The sequence below is a fragment of the Bradyrhizobium ottawaense genome (assembly GCF_900099825.1).
Taxonomy (GTDB): Bacteria; Pseudomonadota; Alphaproteobacteria; order Rhizobiales; family Xanthobacteraceae; genus Bradyrhizobium; species Bradyrhizobium ottawaense_A.
The window spans coordinates 6,718,208-6,735,892 of record NZ_LT629693.1 but is presented as its reverse complement, the minus strand read 5'-3'; the positions used below and the strand labels follow the sequence as shown (position 1 = coordinate 6,735,892).

11 protein-coding genes and 1 riboswitch are annotated in these 17,685 nt (G+C 64.3%); of the genes, 7 read left to right on the top strand and 4 right to left on the bottom strand.

The window, feature by feature from the left end; genetic code table 11:
* Positions 1-59 precede the first annotated feature (59 nt).
* A complete protein-coding gene (locus tag BLR13_RS31600; RefSeq protein ID WP_074815504.1) occupies positions 60-725 on the top strand; it encodes a TetR/AcrR family transcriptional regulator in 666 nt (221 codons plus the stop codon).
* Between the two features lie 181 nt (positions 726-906).
* Here the strand turns inward: BLR13_RS31600 and BLR13_RS31595 are convergent, their stop codons facing one another.
* A complete protein-coding gene (locus tag BLR13_RS31595) occupies positions 907-2,112 on the bottom strand; it encodes a TrmJ/YjtD family RNA methyltransferase (RefSeq protein ID WP_074815507.1) in 1,206 nt (401 codons plus the stop codon).
* A 289-nt stretch (positions 2,113-2,401) separates the two neighbouring features.
* Between BLR13_RS31595 and BLR13_RS31590 the strand changes: the two genes are divergently transcribed.
* The 3 genes from BLR13_RS31590 to BLR13_RS31580 all read left to right on the top strand — a co-directional run bounded on the left by BLR13_RS31590 (position 2,402) and on the right by BLR13_RS31580 (position 6,072).
* A complete protein-coding gene (locus tag BLR13_RS31590; RefSeq protein WP_074815511.1) occupies positions 2,402-4,132 on the top strand; it encodes an alpha/beta hydrolase family protein in 1,731 nt (576 codons plus the stop codon).
* 144 nt (positions 4,133-4,276) lie between these two features.
* The gene (locus BLR13_RS31585) at positions 4,277-5,488 is read left to right on the top strand and encodes an NADP-dependent isocitrate dehydrogenase (RefSeq protein WP_074815514.1); all 1,212 of its coding nucleotides are present in this window, start codon (positions 4,277-4,279) and stop codon (positions 5,486-5,488) included.
* A 77-nt stretch (positions 5,489-5,565) separates the two neighbouring features.
* Positions 5,566-6,072 carry a DUF3455 domain-containing protein gene (locus tag BLR13_RS31580; protein WP_074815516.1) on the top strand — a complete coding sequence of 169 codons (507 nt, stop codon included), beginning with the start codon at positions 5,566-5,568 and terminating at the stop codon, positions 6,070-6,072.
* 32 nt (positions 6,073-6,104) lie between these two features.
* On the opposite strand, the gene BLR13_RS31575 is transcribed toward BLR13_RS31580, so the two are convergent.
* The 3 genes from BLR13_RS31575 to alaS form a co-directional block, all read right to left on the bottom strand.
* Positions 6,105-8,426: a molybdopterin guanine dinucleotide-containing S/N-oxide reductase gene (locus BLR13_RS31575; protein ID WP_074815519.1), complete on the bottom strand. Its 2,322-nt coding sequence runs from the start codon at positions 8,424-8,426 to the stop codon at positions 6,105-6,107.
* A 262-nt stretch (positions 8,427-8,688) separates the two neighbouring features.
* A complete protein-coding gene (locus BLR13_RS31570; RefSeq protein WP_074815522.1) occupies positions 8,689-9,918 on the bottom strand; it encodes a cyclic nucleotide-gated ion channel in 1,230 nt (409 codons plus the stop codon).
* A gap of 18 nt (positions 9,919-9,936) precedes the next feature.
* Positions 9,937-12,630 (bottom strand): alanine--tRNA ligase, encoded by a 2,694-nt coding sequence (alaS, locus tag BLR13_RS31565; protein WP_074830887.1) that lies wholly within the window; start codon positions 12,628-12,630, stop codon positions 9,937-9,939.
* A 201-nt stretch (positions 12,631-12,831) separates the two neighbouring features.
* Positions 12,832-12,922: riboswitch (glycine riboswitch) on the top strand.
* 138 nt (positions 12,923-13,060) lie between these two features.
* Here alaS and gcvT point away from each other — a divergent pair.
* The 3 genes from gcvT to gcvP are packed head-to-tail and all read left to right on the top strand — an operon-like array spanning position 13,061 to position 17,489.
* Positions 13,061-14,221 carry a glycine cleavage system aminomethyltransferase GcvT gene (gcvT, locus tag BLR13_RS31560; protein ID WP_074815525.1) on the top strand — a complete coding sequence of 387 codons (1,161 nt, stop codon included), beginning with the start codon at positions 13,061-13,063 and terminating at the stop codon, positions 14,219-14,221.
* Positions 14,222-14,236: 15 nt separating this feature from the next.
* A complete protein-coding gene (gcvH, locus tag BLR13_RS31555; protein ID WP_074815527.1) occupies positions 14,237-14,602 on the top strand; it encodes a glycine cleavage system protein GcvH in 366 nt (121 codons plus the stop codon).
* A gap of 10 nt (positions 14,603-14,612) precedes the next feature.
* Positions 14,613-17,489, top strand: coding sequence for an aminomethyl-transferring glycine dehydrogenase (gene gcvP, locus BLR13_RS31550; RefSeq protein ID WP_074815532.1), 2,877 nt, complete (start codon positions 14,613-14,615; stop codon positions 17,487-17,489).
* Positions 17,490-17,685: the final 196 nt, after the last annotated feature.

Genomic DNA, 17,685 nt, shown 5'->3' with positions numbered 1-17,685 from the left:
TAATTTGAGCGCAAAGATGCAGCTTGATGATTGCGCCGCGGTTCGATTAACTGGCGCGCATGGGCAAATCAGTTCCGAAGAAGAAACCGGTCGCGGCAGCGCATGGCGCAGGCGACGAGGAATCCGCGCGCGGACGCCTGCTCAACGCGGCGACGCGGCTGTTCTGCCGATACGGAATCAACGCCACCGGCATCGATGCCATCATCAACGAAGCCGGCACCGCGAAGACCACGCTCTACAAATTGTTCGGATCGAAGACCAACCTGGTGCATGCCGTGCTGGAAAGCGAGGGCAAGCAGTGGCGCGAATGGTTCATCACATCGATCGAAACCGGCGGCGGCGACGCGCAGGCGAAGCTGACGCGGATCTTTCCAGCATTGAAGCAATGGTTCGCCGAAGAGCGTTTCTACGGCTGCCCCTTCATCAACGCCGTCGGCGAGCATGACAAGGACGCCAAGCAGTTCCGCGCCATCGCGCTGAAGCACAAGAAGGTCGTGCTCGCACATATCGAGAAACTCGCCGGTGAAATGGGCGCGGGCGAGCCGCAAATGCTGGCGCATCAACTCGCGCTGTTGATCGACGGCGCCATTGTCGCCGCCATGGTGACCCGCGATCCCGGCGTTGCCGACACCGCAGGCCTTGCCGCCGGCAACCTGTTCGGACCTTCCAAGGCGAGGAAGCCGAAACGGGCCGCTGGCCCGGCGGCGCAGCTCGTGGCGGTCTAGCTTGCGCCCGTTCTACTTTGCATGGGGTTGTTTTCGCGTTTTTTTGTCCGGTACGTAGGATACGCCAAGCGACTTGTCCGCCGTAGCTCAACGAGCGAAGGCGGAAGCGTGCCAACCATGCAAGACAACCGTTTGGATGGGTGGTGGGCACGGCGCTACGCGCCTTTGCCCACCCTACTAACTAACTCGCCTGCCGAAGGCTGGCCTCCAGCCGCGCGAGTTCGCCATCGAGGTCGCGCTCGACGTCGGCCACCGCCATCTCGACCACCCGGTAATCGCGCGCTTCCAGCCATGCCCTTCGGCCGGCACGGTCGGCAACGATGGCCTCCGACTCGTGGGCGTTGACCAGCTCGATCGCGATCCGGTGCACGAAGGAGACGAAATCTGGGATGTGGCGGCCGACGGGCGTCTGCCGCTTGAACTGTCCGGCGAACCGGCGGTCGCGGGTCAGTGCCTGCCACAGGATCCGCTCGGCGTCGGTCGGGTTGCGCCGCAGCAGCCGGGCCAGCCCGCGAACCGTGCTGTTGTCGCCGGGCGCCGCCGCGCCCTGCCCGTGCTCGGCCAGCAGCGCGCGCAGCCGGGTCGCCTGTTCGCCGTCGAGCACGCCGCCCTTGGCCGGACCTTTGCGGCCTTCGGCAATCGCCATAACAACCCCATGCAAAGTATGCATGTCCTGCTTGGTCGGGTCCATCCGCGTAAAAATGTTGCGCAGGTTGACCAGCATGGTCTCCCGCTTTTCCGGCGGGCGCAGGAATTCGACCTTGTCGAGTTCCCGGATCAGGTTGTCGAAGAAAGCCTGCATCTGGTGCTGGGAGGCGCGCTCGGAATGTTCGGGCATCGCGAACGGCAACGCGCCGCCGGTCGAGAGCTTGAACCATTCATAGCCGATCAGCAGCACCGCCTGCGCCAGGTTGAGCGACGCAAAACCCGGGTTGACCGGAAAGGTGATGATCCGGTTGGCGAGCGCGACCTCCTCGTTCTGGAGTCCGTAACGCTCGCGGCCGAACAGGATGCCGACCCCACCTCCGCTGGCCGCATGCGTCGCGATCTCGCCGGCGGCTTCCGCCGGCGCGACCACCGGCTTGGCCTGGTCGTGGGCACGCGCGGTGGTCGCAAACAGCAGCGTCAGATCGGCGACCGCCTGCTCGACCGTGTCGAACAATTGCGCCTGCTCCAGAATCTGGTCGGCGCCGGCCGCCGCGCGTTGCGCCGCGATGTTCGGCCAGCCGTCGCGCGGATTGACGATTCTTAAACGCGAGAGTGCGAAGTTGCCCATCGCCCGCGCGGCCATGCCGATATTCTCGCCGAGCTGCGGCTCGACAAGAATCACAACAGGTCCGGCTAAGTCCAAACCAGACTTGGTTTTATCGGTGCCCGAACCGGACATTCTCACTTCACTTTCTGATTCAACGAGCAAGGATTTTGACTCAACGCGCGAGGCGCGCGATTCAAAACCTGACGATCCCGCCGCTTTCGCAAGACCGTGCGGAATTCTCAAGTCAGTTAGCAGGGTTAGTAGCGTTTCCGAACCCGCGATCAAAGCGTGGATAAAGCTTCGCTCGAAGCGCCGCTTGTGGACGCACCGCTTTCGGATAGGCTAACAAACACAACCAAAGCGAAGCTGCAAACGAACCTTGAAAGCCGGTTCAACGGCTGAGGTCACGGGGGAGACGTCCATGCGCGGTCGATGGTCACTGGCAATCCTGGGCGTGATCCTGATCCTGGCCGGCGGCTTGCTCGCTCATCTGACCCAGACCTCGGGCGGCATCAAGATCCAGGATGTGCGTTTCAAGGGAGCCAAGGGCAACACCATGAGCGCCCTGCTCTACATCCCCCCGAACGCCACGGCGCAGACGCCGGCCCCCGGCATTCTCGCGGTTCACGGCTACATCAATTCGCGCGAAACCCAGGATGGCTTTGCCATCGAGTTTGCCCGCCGCGGCTACGTGGTGCTCGCCCTCGACCAGACCGGCCATGGCTATAGCGACCCGCCCGCCTTCGCCAACGGTTTCGGCGGCCCGGATGGCCTCACTTATCTCCGCAGCCTCGATATCGTCGACAAGAACAATATCGGCCTCGAAGGCCACTCGATGGGCGGCTGGACCGTGCTCGCCGCCGCCACCGCCATGCCCAACGACTACCGGTCGATGGTGCTGGAGGGCTCCTCCACCGGCAAGCCGTTCGCCGCCGACGGCACCCCGAGCTGGCCGCGAAACGTGGCGCTGGTGTTCGCCCGGTACGAGGAATTCTCCGCGCTGATGTGGGGCGAGGAAAAGGCCCGCGACGTCACCCAGAGCCCGAAGCTGTGGGCCTTTTTCGGCAGCCAGGGCGCGGTCGAACCGGGCAAGGTCTATGGCGACATCGCGCAAGGCACGGCGCGGGTGCTCTACACGCCTGATATCACCCACCCGGCCGAGCACATCTCCCATGAAGCGATCGGCTACAGCCTCGACTGGTTCGCCAAAACCCTGCAGGGCGGCACGCCGCGCCCGGCCGACGACCAGATCTGGTTCCGCAAGGAGATCGGCACAGGGCTGGCGCTGCTCGGCTTCGTCGCGCTCCTGATCGGCGTCTTCGACGGCCTCTTGGAAGCTTCGATGTATTCGAAAGCGTTGCGACTGCCCGAGAGCACCGACGGCACCATGCCGGCCCATTCGGCCGCGAGCGGCAACCGCTGGACCTTGGCCTTGATCCTGTCGGCCTTCATTCCGGCGCTGACCTATTACCCGGCGTTCGCGTTGGCGGGCACCTTCGTCAAACCTTCCGCCTGGCTGCCGCAGGGCATCACCAACCAGATCGTGGTCTGGGCCGTCATCAATGGCCTGATCACGCTGGCATTGATGCGGTTCGCGCCCAAGCGCACCAGCCGGAGCGGCCTTGTCGGCCAGTCGGTCGTGATCGCGGTCGCGACCGTCGCGATCGGCTATGCCGCGCTGTGGCTGGCCGATCTCGCCTTCAAGATCGACTTCCGGTTCTGGATCGTGGCGCTGAAATTGATGAGCGCCAAACAGTTCCTGGTCTTCCTGATCTACCTCGTGCCGTTCACGGCGTTCTTCGTGGTCGCGCTGCACGTGCTGCACCGGAATTTCTCGACCATGGCAGCCGGCCGCGGCACGCTCTATTTGACCAACATCTTCGCGCTGACACTGGGCTTCATCGTGCTCTTAGGCGCACAATACGGCACGCTCTGGTTGACGGGAAAACTGTTCAACCCGCTGCCCGATCCGGGCTTCGTCCCGCTCTCCACCATCGTGGCGATCCAGTTCGTGCCGCTGCTGGCGATATGCGCCGTGATCGCGACCTTCACCTGGCGGCGGACCGGCTCCAGCCTGCCGGGCGCGCTGATCTGCGGGCTGTTCGTCACCTGGTACGTGGTGGCCGGTACCGCGACCCAGGCGGCGTTCTAACCCCAAGGCGTTCTAACCCCAAGGATGGGCTGAAAGTGCATAACGGCTTGGCTTCCGCAGCCCCGTTTGCGGTGCTATAGCCCGACTATAATCCTCCACTGACGCCCGAAATGCGCGTTTTTCCAGAAAAAGGCCCCCTCCGTCATGGCAAAAATCAAGGTGACCAACCCCGTCGTCGAACTCGATGGCGACGAGATGACCCGGATCATCTGGCAGTACATCAAGGACAAATTGATCCTCCCGTTCCTCGATATCAACCTGATGTATTTCGACCTGGGGATGGAATACCGCGACAAGACCAATGACCAGGTCACGATCGACGCCGCCAACGCCATCAAGAAGGTCGGCGTCGGCGTCAAATGCGCCACCATCACCCCGGACGAAGCGCGGGTGAAGGAATTCGGCCTGAAGGAAATGTGGAAGTCGCCGAACGGCACCATCCGCAACATCCTCGGCGGCGTGATCTTCCGCGAACCGATCATCTGCAAGAACGTGCCGCGCCTCGTCCCCGGCTGGACCAAGCCGATCATCATCGGCCGCCACGCCTATGGCGACCAGTACCGCGCGACCGACATCAGGTTCCCGGGCAAGGGCACGCTGACGATGAAGTTCGTCGGCGAGGACGGCACCGTGATCGAACGCGAAGTGTTCAAGTCGCCCGGCAGCGGCGTCGCCATGAGCATGTACAACCTCGACGATTCGATCCGCGACTTCGCCCGGGCCTCGCTCACTTACGGCCTCAACCGCGGCTATCCGGTCTATCTGTCGACCAAGAACACCATCATGAAAGTCTATGACGGCCGCTTCAAGGACATCTTCGAGGAAATCTACGAGAAGGAATTCAAGAAGGATTTCGAAGCCAAGCGCCTCACCTATGAACACCGGCTGATCGACGACATGGTGGCCTCTGCGTTGAAATGGTCCGGCGGTTATGTCTGGGCCTGCAAAAACTACGACGGCGACGTGCAGTCCGACACCGTGGCGCAGGGTTACGGCTCGCTCGGCCTGATGACCTCGGTGCTGATGACGCCGGACGGCAAGACCGTCGAAGCCGAAGCCGCCCACGGCACCGTGACCCGCCACTACCGCGAGCACCAGAAGGGCAAGGAGACCTCGACCAACTCGATCGCCTCGATCTTCGCCTGGACGCAGGGCCTGTCGCATCGCGCCAAGCTCGACAACAACGAGGAACTGGCGAAGTTTGCCAAGACGCTGGAGAAGGTCTGCGTCGACACCGTCGAGGCCGGCTACATGACCAAGGATCTGGCTTTGCTGGTCGGCGCCGACCAGCGCTGGCTGTCGACCACCGGCTTCCTCGACAAGGTCGCGGAAAACCTGACCAAGGCGATGGCTTAAACGACCGGTGGCGGGGTTACCGGTTCTTGGGGTTTAACTCAGGAAAGTTCTTGGGCCCAACTCAGGAAAGTGTGACCATGTCGCTGTATAAGCCCGCTGCGCTCGCGGTTCTGTTGCTGTCAGGCTCGCTCGCGAGCGCCGCCGCCGAGACACCCCTTCCCGACGCCATCGCGGCGCCGGGAGAGGCTGTTATCCTAACCCTGCATGCCGAAGGCGCGCAGGTCTATGACTGCAAGCCCGGCGCCGACGGCAAGCCGGCCTGGGCCTTTCGCGAACCGATCGCCACCTTGATGGCCGACGGCAAGACCGTCGGCCGGCACTATGCCGGCCCGAACTGGGAATACAGCGACGGCAGCGCCGTGGTCGGCAAGGCCGCCGGTAACACTCCGGGCGCGACGCCGAATGATATTCCCTGGCTGAGGCTCGCGGTGGTTTCCCAACGCGGCAACGGCGTTCTCTCGGGCATCACGACGGTGCAGCGGATCAACACGCAGGGCGGCAAGCTCGACGGCGCCTGCGACAAGCCCGGCGCCACCCGTAGCGCACCCTACTCCGCCGATTACGTGTTTCTGCGCAAGGGCTGACGAACAGCCAGGGCGTGAGCCCTTCGCTTGAGCTACATGGGATCGAACGCGCGGATCGGCGGGAGATTGCCGTTGAAGCGTTCGACCTGGACAGTCGTCAATTGGCCGGTGCATCCTTGCGCGAAGGACGAAGTGCCGATGTCGCGCGTGAGCACATTCGGATTGCCGTGAACGCAGAGTGATCTGTCTTCTTCTGGATCCATAGGGTCGTACCAGGCACCCGTCGGCAGCTGGACAATCCCCGGAGCAATCGCGTCCGTGACGTGCGCCGCGGCGAGGCAGGCTCCGCGCTCGTTGAACAGGCGCATGATGTCGCCGTCCGCAATGCCGCGGGCGCTCGCGTCGCGCGGATTTATGCGCGCAACCTCGCGGCCGCGATGTTTGGCCGCCGTCGAATGTCCGCCAAAATCAAGCTGGCTGTGCAAGCGCGTCACCGGCTGGTTGGCGACGAGGAAACACGGCACGCCCGGCTTTGGCACGTCGGTCTTTTCGAGCCACACGGGATGGCCGGGACAATCGGCATCGCCATGGCCCGCGATCTTCGACGAGAAAATCTCGATGCGTCCGCTCGGTGTCGGCAGAGCGTGGGCGATCGGATCCTCGCGGAAGCGGCGCAACTTGCCCCCATCATCCGGCCGCTGCGGTACGATCAGGCTGCCACGCTCCCAGAAGGTCAGGAAGTTCGGGGCTTCGAGGCCGCGCGCCTCGAGTGAGGCGCGGGTCGGCTCATACAGATGTTCCAGCCATTGCCGCGACGTGCGGCCTTCCGTGAAGGGTTCGTGAGCGCCGAGCCGATCGGCAAGATCGGCAAAGATGTCATAGTCGTCGCGCGCCAGCCCGAACGGTTCGGCGATCCGGTGCATGGCGACCATCAGCGGATCGTTGGTGGAATAACCGATGTCCTCGCGCTCCAGCGTCATCGTCGCGGGCAGCACGATGTCGGCGTGCCGGGCCGTGGCAGTCCAAGCCAGTTCATGCACCACCAGCGTATCGACTTGAGCGAAGGCCTTGCGCAGCCGGTTGATATCCTGGTGGTGATGGAAGGGATTGCCGCCTGCCCAGTAGACGAGACGGATATCCGGATATTGGCGCGTCTCGCCGTTGTAACGATAGGTGGTCCCGGGATGGAGCAGCATGTCGGCGATGCGCGCCACCGGAATGAAATCCGAAACGCCGTTACGGCCCTGTATTAGCGTCGGGCCGGGCACGTCGTTGACGCGCCGGCCGTAATAGCCGATCGCGCCGAGCGAATAGGCATAGCCGCCTCCGGGCAGGCCGATCTGGCCAAGCGCCGCCGCCAGCACCATCCCCATCCACACCGGCTGCTCGCCATGTTCGGCACGCTGCAACGAATGGGAGACGGTGATGAGCGCCCTTCGCCCGGCAAGGCGACGCGCCAGCTTTCGTATCGTGAGACCATCGACACCACAGATCGCCGCAGCCCATTCGGCGCGCTTGGGTTGCCCATCGCTCTCGCCGGTCAAATAGCGCAGGAAGACCGGCCAGCCTTCCGTATAGCGATCGAGGAAGGCCTGATCATGCAGACCCTCGGTGACCAGCGTGTGGACGATGCCAAGCATCAGCGCGGTGTCGGTACCGGGCACGCACGTCATCCATTCCGCGCCGGCCTCCGCCGGCAGATCGTCGCGCAGCGGGCTGACGAGGATGAACTCGCAGCCGCGCCGGCGCGCATCAGTCATCGCGCCGCGCTCGACATGCTTGCTGATCGAGCCACCCGCCACCATCGAGTTCTTCAGCGCCATGCCGCCGAATGCCAGCACGACCTGACTCTCAGCCGCGATCTGCTCCCACGTCACATTGTGCTTCGTGATGTCTTCATAGCCTGCCAGGATCTGCGGGAGCAGCACCGAAGAAGCGCCCGACGAATAGCTGTTGACCGAACGCACGTAGCCGCCCAACGCGATGTTCAGGAAGCGGTGAACCTGGCTTTGGGCGTGATGAAAGCGGCCCGCGCTGGACCAGCCGTACGAGCCGCCAAAGACCGCACCGGGACCGCGCGTATCGCGGATGCGCATCAACTCACCGCTCAGCAGGTCGAGCGCTTTTTCCCAGCTCACCGACACATACTCGTCGCGCCCCCGGCGATCGTCGGGACCGGGGCCACGCTCGAGCCAGCCACGACGAATCGCCGGTTGGGCAATGCGGACCTGGTGGCGCAACGCGCCGGGGAAATTGTCGATGATGCCGTTCGGATCGGGATCGCCGGCATATGGCCGCACTTGCAGCCCATCCTCGCTTTGACGCGCCGAGAACACGCCCCAGTGCGAGGTGTGCGGCTTGAAGCCGTCCGTGAGGTCGAGGCCCGAGTCGGGGTAACCAACACTATCTCTCATTCAGTCCTGCCCTTCTCGACAGATCGGGACGCAGCACCCTGGCAACCCCTGACCATCATGCGTTTGCTGGCGAAGCATTCCCCGATGATAGAACCTGCCGCCGATTTGGCCATTGGCAAATTCGGATGCAGCGCCGGAATAGGAGCCATGTCCGAAACGTGTAAAGCTCCGTTCGTGGCCCCGAAGCTGCTTGGCGCTCGCGTCGAGTCCACCGCTTGCAGGAAGGTGCCAAGTTGCAGTGTGCGGAAGAAGTCCGCTCCAGCTAGTCCCGCTCCGCCTGTTCGATCTCACTAGCCGCGATATCGCCCTTCGGCGCCTGCGCGGTATCGGCCATGCGGGCTTCGGCGGTTTCCTTGACATGCGCGGCGAGCGCCGGGACCCGCGCGATCAGCGCGTGAAAATCGTCCGCGTCGAGCACCAGCAGCTTGGTCTTGCGCGTCGCGGTCACCGTCCCGCTGCGGCTGGTCCGGTGCAACAGCGCGATCTCCCCGAAGAAGGTGCCGTCCGACAACTGCACCCGCTGGCTCGGCAGCTCGATCTCGACCTCGCCCGCGGTGATGAAATACATCGACGAGGCCGGATCGCCGCGCCGCACCAGGATCTCGCCGGACTCGATGGTCTGCGCGCGCAACAGCCGCATTATGTCGGCGATTTCAGAAGCGCCGAGATGCGAGAACAGCGGCACCCGCGCCAGCATGCCCCAGGTGACTACGAAATCGCGCCGCCGCACCTCCTCGGCAAACGCCGTCGAGATGATCGCCACCGGCAGCGCGATCATCGCGAAGCCGACCACGATGGTGAATACCGACACGATTTTGCCGAGCGGCGTCACCGGCACCACGTCGCCGTAGCCGACCGTGCCAAGGGTCACGATCGCCCACCACATCGCCTGCGGAATCGTGCCGAATTTCTCCGGCTGCACGTTGTGCTCGATCGCGTAAAGCAGCGAGGCGAACAGCAGCACCGCCCCCGTCAGGATCACGATGCAGCCGAACAGCGTGCGTCGCTCGGCATGAAGTGCGGCCAGCAGCGAGCGCAGCGCCGGCGAATAGCGGATCAGCTTGAGAAACGGCAGCATGCCGAACAGCACCAGCACCCAGCGGTCGCCGATGATCAACGCAATCGCCGCCGGCAGGAACGACAGCAAATCGATGATACCCAGCGCCGACAGCGCATAGTCGACACGCGCGCGCATCGGCGTCATATCGCGCAGGGAATGTCCGACCACGGTCCAGAGCCGGGCCAGATACTCGAGCGCAAACGCCACCACTGCGCCGACCTCGAGCACGGTGAACAATGGGCCAAACCGTGCGTCCAGTTCCGGCACCGAGGCCAGGATCATCGCCAGCACGTCGATGACGATGACGGTGACGATCAGCCGGACGAAGCGCGAGCCAACCGAATGCGGCAGATGATCGTGTTCGAGCAGTTCGTACAGGCGATCCCGCAAATCCGGGTCGCTGATCGCGCGTCTGCCCGGAATGGTTGCCAATGTCTGTTACGTCCCTGTTCAGGCGCCGGCCGATTCTTGTTTAGTCATGGCCTGTTCGATCGCCGCCAGCGCCGCATCCGCCTTGGCGCCGTCGGGCCCGCCGGCCTGCGCCATGTCGGGCCGTCCGCCGCCGCCCTTGCCGCCGAGCGCCGCGGAAGCGATCTTGACGAGTTCAACCGCGCTGAAGCGCGAGGTGAGATCCGCGGTAACGCCAACCACGACGCCGGCCTTGCCGTCCTCGGTGACGCCGACGATGGCGACCACACCGGAGCCGATCTGCTTCTTGCCGTCGTCGACCAGGCTCTTGAGATCCTTGGTCTCGACGCCCTCGACCGCACGGGCGAGCAGCTTGACGTTGCCGACTTCGCGCACGCCGCTGGCCACCGCAGCGCCGTTGCCGGCACCGCCGCCACCCATCGCGAGCTTCTTGCGCGCATCCGTCAGATCGCGCTCGAGCTTCTTGCGCTCTTCCATCAGCGCGGCGATACGCGCCGGCATGTCGTCGACGGTGGTGCGCAGCTCGGAGGCCGCGGTCTTCGCAATCGACATCGTGTCGTTGGCGTGCTTGCGCGCATGACGTCCGGTCAGCGCCTCGATACGCCGCACGCCCGAAGACACCGCGCTTTCGCCGGTCACGGAGATCAGACCGATATCGCCGGTACGCCGGACATGCGTGCCGCCGCACAGTTCGACCGACCAGCCGAGCGCGTTCTGGCCGTGCTCGCGGGACTGCTTGCCCATCGACACCACGCGCACTTCGTCGCCGTATTTTTCGCCGAACAGCGCGCGCGCGCCGGCTTCGCGGGCGTCGTCGACCGCCATCAGCCGCGTGGTGACCTCGTCGTTTTCGAGCACCACCTCGTTGGCGATGTCCTCGACCCGGGCGAGCTCCTCCGCCGTGATTGGTTTCGGATGCACGAAATCGAAACGCAGGCGATCCGGCGCCACCAGCGAGCCGCGCTGGGCGATGTGATCGCCGAGCACCTGCCGCAGCGCCTCATGCAACAGATGTGTCGCCGAGTGATGCGCCCGGATCGATGAGCGGCGCCCATGATCGACGTCGAGCTGCAAAGCGGTGCCCAGCTTCACGGTACCCTGCTCCACCGTGCCGATATGCACGAACAGATCGCCGGCCTTCTTCTGAGTTTCGGTGACACGGAACTTGACGCCCTCGCCCGTCATCAGGCCGGTATCGCCGACCTGACCGCCGGACTCCGCGTAAAACGGCGTCTGGTTCAATACGATCGCGCCGCTCTCGCCAGTCTTGAGACTGTCGGCATCCTTGCCGTCCTTCACCAGCGCGGTCACGACGCCCTCGGCGGTCTCGGTGTCGTAGCCAAGAAATTCCGTGGCGCCGAGCTTCTCGCGCAGCGGGAACCAGACGTTCTCGCTGGCGGTGTCGCCGCTTCCGGACCAGGACGCGCGCGCCTTGGTGCGCTGGCGGTCCATCGCATCGGTGAACGAGACCTGATCGACGCTGATGCCGCGCGACTTCAGCGCGTCCTGGGTCAGATCGAGCGGGAAACCATAGGTGTCGTACAGCGTGAACGCAGTATCGCCGTCGAACATGTCGCCTTTCTTCAGGCCTGCGCTCTTCTCGTCGAGGATGGTAAGGCCGCGCTCCAGCGTCTTGCGGAAGCGCGCCTCTTCCAGCCGCAGCGTCTCCTCGATCAGCTTTTCGGCGCGGACCAGTTCCGGATAGGCTTGGCCCATTTCGCGCACCAGCGCCCAGACCAGGCGATGCATCAGCGGATCACGCGCACCCAACAACTGCGCATGGCGCATGGCGCGGCGCATGATCCGGCGCAGCACATAGCCGCGGCCCTCGTTCGACGGCAGCACGCCGTCCGAAATCAGGAAGGCCGAGGAGCGCAGATGGTCGGCAATGACCCGGAACGAGGCGACGGTCTGCTCCTGCGGTGCGTGCCCGAGGGCGGAAGCAATTGCATCGATCAAGTTACGGAAAAGATCGGTCTCGAAGACGCTATCGACGCCCTGCAGGACGCAAGCCATACGCTCCAGCCCCAAGCCGGTGTCGATCGAGGGACGCGGCAGCGGCAGGCGCTCCTCCTTCGTCACCTGCTCGAATTGCATGAAGACGAGATTCCAGAATTCGAGGAAGCGATCGCCGTCCTCCTCCGGGCTGCCCGGCGGACCGCCCCAGATGTGCTCGCCACGGTCGATGAAAATCTCCGAACAGGGCCCGCAGGGTCCGGTATCGCCCATCGCCCAGAAATTATCCGAGGTCGCGATCCGGATGATGCGATCGTCGGTAAAGCCCGCAATCTTCTTCCAGAGTAAGGCCGCCTCGTCGTCGGTGTGATAGACGGTGACGAGCAGCTTGTCCTTCTTGAGCCCGAATTCCTTGGTGATCAGATTCCAGGCGAGCTCGATCGCACGCTCCTTGAAGTAATCACCAAAGGAAAAATTGCCGAGCATTTCGAAGAATGTGAGATGCCGCGCGGTGTAGCCGACATTGTCGAGGTCGTTGTGCTTGCCGCCGGCGCGCACGCATTTCTGCGACGTGGTGGCGCGCTGATAGGGCCGCTTCTCGACGCCGGTGAAGACGTTCTTGAACTGCACCATGCCGGCATTGGTGAACATCAAGGTCGGGTCGTTGCGCGGCACCAGCGGCGAGGACGGCACGATCTCGTGGCCGTTCGCCGCAAAGAAATCCAGAAATTTCGACCTGATATCGTTAACGCCGCTCATGTTCATCCAATCGGAAAAAGGGCCCGGTTCAGGCCCCAAATAGCCCGTTCCTCCGGCAAAACGCTTTTAGACAAGGCCAATCGCGCTGTCCAGAAACTGTGCAGGCGGATCATAGGCTTGCCGCAGCACACAAGAGTGGTTGATTAAGGCTCCGCCGCGTTGACAGACTTGGCCCGGCCGTGTTTCCCTCCTATCTATTGAAGACGTCACGTCGGGAGAGATCGGCTTAAGCGCCGGCGCCGAAGGAGCAACCGCCCCGGAAACTCTCAGGCAAACGAACCACGTGACTGACTAGCATCTGGAAAGAGACGCCGAAGGGTTTTGGCCCCGACGCGTCCGCCGACGGGATAATACTCTCAGGCACAGCGACAGATGGGGCTTTCTTTCGGGTTTTGGGGACTGGTCCCCACGACCCCTTGAGGGCCTCTGGATGCTTGCACGCGACGAATCTCCCTTACAAAGTACAGCCTTGCAACGTACCCCCTTGCACGCGCTCCACGTGGCGCGCGGCGGCAAGCTGGTTCCCTTCGCCGGCTATGAAATGCCGGTGCAATACCCGGCCGGCGTACTCAGGGAACACCTGCATACCCGCTCCAGCGCAGGCCTGTTCGACGTCTCCCACATGGGCCAGCTCGCTTTGCGCCCGAAGTCCGGCAAGGTCGCGGATGCCGCGCTGGCGCTGGAACGGCTGGTGCCGCAGGACATCGCAGCGGTGGCGCCGGGACGGCAGCGCTACGCGCAGTTCACCAGCGGCGATGGCGGCATTCTCGACGATCTGATGGTGGCGAATTTCGGCGACCATCTCTTTCTGGTGGTCAACGCCGCCTGCAAGGCCGAGGACGAGGCGCATCTGCGCGCGCATCTGTCGGATGCCTGCGTGATTGATTCGCTTGGCGACCGCGCGCTGGTCGCGCTGCAGGGCCCCAAGGCCGAATCGGCGCTGGCGAAACTTTGTGCAGACGTGACCGCGATGCGCTTCATGGATGCCGGTCCCCGCAAGGTCGCCGGGATCGACGCCTTCGTCTCGCGCTCCGGCTATACCGGCGAGGACGGGTTCGAGATTTCAGTTCCGGCGGACCGCGCCGAGGCGCTGGTGACGGCGCTGTTGGAGAACGCCGACGTGCTGCCGATCGGCCTTGGCGCGCGCGACAGCCTGCGGCTGGAAGCCGGCCTTTGCCTCTACGGCCACGACATCGACACCGCGACGACGCCAGTCGAGGGCGCGCTGGAATGGTCGGTGCAGAAAAGCCGCCGCAACGGCGGCGCCCGTGCGGGCGGTTTTCCCGGCGCGGAAAAAATTCTCGCGCAGTTCGAAAACGGCGCGGCGCGCCGCCGCGTCGGATTGCGCCCCGAGGGACGCGCGCCGGTGCGCGAAGGCGCCCTGCTGTTTGCGGATGCCGTCGCCGGCGAGCCGATCGGCAAGGTGACATCCGGCGGCTTCGGCCCGAGCCTCAATGCGCCGGTCGCAATGGGCTATCTGCCGACATCGCTTGCCGCCAACGGCACCCAGGTTTTCGCCGAAGTGCGCGGCCAACGCCTGCCGCTGCAGGTCGCGCCGATGCCGTTCGTTCCCAACACCTATAAACGCTGAGCAAAAGGACTTTTCATGACGACGCTGTTCACCTCCGACCACGAATGGCTCCACATCGAGGGCGATGTCGCCACCATCGGGGTCACTGATTATGCGCAATCGCAGCTCGGCGACGTCGTGTTCGTCGAGCTGCCCAAGGTCGGCCGCACCCTGAAAAAGGCGGAAGCCGCCGCGGTGGTCGAATCCGTCAAGGCGGCATCCGACGTCTACGCGCCGATCTCGGGCGAGGTGCTCGAGGTCAACGAGGCACTCGCCGCCGAGCCCGCGCTGGTCAATTCCGACGCCGGCGGCAAGGCCTGGTTCTTCAAGTTGAAGATCGCAGACAAGAGCGAACTCGGCGGCCTGATGGACGAAGCCGCCTACGCCAAGCACACGGCCTGAGGAAGAACCCATGAACGCGCCGCTCAAGACGATCGCCACCGAAGCCGCCACCGATTTCGTGCGCCGTCACATCGGCCCCTCGCCTCGCGACATCGCGGCGATGCTGGAGACGACGGGCGCCAAGAGCCTCGCGGAGCTGATGGGCCAGACGCTGCCGTCGTCGATCCGGCAGAAGGCGCCGCTCGATCTCGGGCGCGCCTTGAGCGAAACCGAGGCGCTGTCGCATATGCGCCAACTCGCCGCGCAAAATCAGGTGTTCACCTCGCTGATCGGCACCGGCTATTCCGGCACCATCCTGCCGGCGGTGATCCAGCGCAACATTCTGGAGAACCCGGCTTGGTACACCGCGTACACGCCGTATCAGCCGGAGATCAGCCAGGGCCGGCTGGAGGCGCTGTTTAACTTCCAGACCATGATCTGCGACCTCACCGGGCTCGACATCGCCAACGCCTCGCTGCTCGACGAAGCGACCGCCGCGGCCGAGGCGATGGCGCTCGCCGAGCGCCACTCGCAGGTGAAGGCGAAGGCGTTTTTCGTCGACAAGGAGGTGCATCCCCAGACGCTCGCGGTGATGCGCACCCGTGCCGAGCCCTTGGGCTGGACTCTCGTGGTCGGCGATCCCCTGACTGATCTCGACAAGACCGACGTGCTTGGTGCCCTGCTGCAATATCCCGGCACGTCAGGCGCGGTTCGCGACCTGCGGCCCGCCATCGCATCGTTGCGCGCGAAGGGCGCGCTGGCGATCGTCGCGGCGGACCTGTTGGCGCTGACATTGCTCAGCTCGCCCGGTGAACTCGGCGCCGATATCGCGATCGGATCGGCGCAGCGTTTTGGCGTGCCGATGGGCTATGGCGGGCCGCACGCAGCCTATATGGCGGTGCGCGACGCGCTGAAGCGGTCGCTGCCCGGCCGCATCGTCGGTCTCTCCGTGGATTCGCGCGGCGCACCAGCCTATCGGCTGGCGCTGCAGACCCGCGAGCAGCATATCCGCCGCGAAAAGGCCACCTCCAACATCTGCACCGCGCAGGTGCTGCTGGCGGTGATCGCCTCGATGTACGCGGTCTATCACGGCCCCGAGGGATTGACACACATCGCCCGCAGCGTGCACCGGCGTGCCTCCGTGCTTGCGGCGGGACTGGCCAAACTCGGCCACGCGCCGAAGTCGCAAGACTTCTTCGACACCATCACGGTGGACGCCGGCCCGAAGCGCGATGCGATCGTGGCGCGGGCGCTAACTGAGCGGATCAATCTGCGGATCGGCGAGAATGTACTGGGCATTGCCGTCGACGAGACCACGACGCCTGAGGTAATCGAAGCGGTGTGGCGCGCGTTCGGCGGCAAGCTTGCTTACGCGGACGTCGAGTTAAGCGCGCGCGACGCGCTGCCCGGCGAGCTGAAACGAACCAGCGCGTTCCTAACCCACCCGGTGTTCCACGCCCATCGTTCCGAGACCGAGCTGCTGCGCTACATGCGCAAGCTCAGCGATCGCGACCTCGCGCTCGACCGCGCGATGATCCCGCTCGGCTCCTGCACCATGAAGCTGAACGCGACCTCGGAGATGATTCCGCTGACCTGGCCGGAGTTTTCCAACCTGCATCCGTTCGCGCCACCGGAGCAGGCCAAGGGCTATCACGCGCTGTTTGCGCGGCTGGAGCAGTGGCTGTGCGACATCACCGGTTATGACGCGATCTCGCTGCAGCCGAATTCCGGCGCGCAGGGCGAATATGCCGGCTTGCTCGCGATCCGCGGCTATCATGCCGCGCGCGGAGAACCGCATCGCAAGGTGTGCCTGATCCCCTCCTCCGCGCACGGCACCAATCCGGCTTCCGCCAGCATGGTCGGCATGGACGTGGTGGTGGTGGCGTGTGACATCAGAGGCGACGTCGACGTCAATGATTTGCGCGCCAAGGCGGACCAGCACGCCAACGACCTCGCCGCGATCATGATCACCTATCCGTCTACGCACGGCGTGTTCGAGGAGCACATCAGCGAGATCTGCGACATCGTGCACGGCCATGGCGGACAGGTCTATCTCGACGGCGCCAACATGAACGCGCAGGTCGGCTTGTCCAGGCCCGGCGATTACGGCGCCGATGTCAGCCATCTCAATTTGCACAAGACGTTCTGCATTCCGCATGGCGGCGGCGGCCCGGGCATGGGACCGATCGGCGTCAAGGCGCATCTGGCGCCCTATCTGCCGGGGCATCCGGCGACCAACGGCGCCGTGCCGCATCCGGTCGGCCCGGTATCGGCGGCGCCGTTCGGCTCGGCGTCGATCCTGACGATTTCCTACATCTACATTTTGATGATGGGCGGCGAAGGCCTGACGCGCGCCACCGAGCTTGCGATCCTCAACGCCAACTACATCGCGACAAAACTCGATCCGCATTTCCCGGTGCTCTACAAGAACGCCAAGGGACGGGTCGCGCATGAATGCATCGTCGATCCCCGCGCGCTGAAGATCTCGAGCGGCGTCACCGTCGACGATATCGCCAAGCGGCTGATCGATTACGGCTTCCACGCCCCGACCATGAGCTTTCCGGTGCCGGGCACGCTGATGATCGAGCCGACCGAATCGGAATCGAAGGCGGAGCTGGACCGATTTTGCGATGCCATGATCGCGATCCGCAACGAGATCGCCGAAATCGAAAAGGGCCGCTGGAAGGTCGAGGCCTCGCCGCTGCGCCATGCCCCGCACACCGTGCACGACATCGCCGACGACAGCTGGCAGCGCGCCTATAGCCGCGTCGAGGGCTGCTTTCCGGCAGGCTCCGCGCGGACCGACAAGTACTGGTGCCCGGTCGGGCGCGTCGACAATGTTTACGGCGACCGCAACCTGGTGTGCTCGTGCCCGCCAATCACGGACTACGCGCAGGCGGCGGAGTAGCGAATTCGTCATGCCGGGCAGAAGTGCGAAGCACGTCTTCGCGTTGGATGACCCGGGCATCCGTCTTAAGAGAATCATTCCAGGGCGATGGATTGCCGGGTCGAGCCTGGTCGAGCCCGGCAATGACGATTGGACAAAACAAAAACGGGCACTGAGAACGTCGGCAACTCAACGTCCGCAGCACCCGTTATGTCGA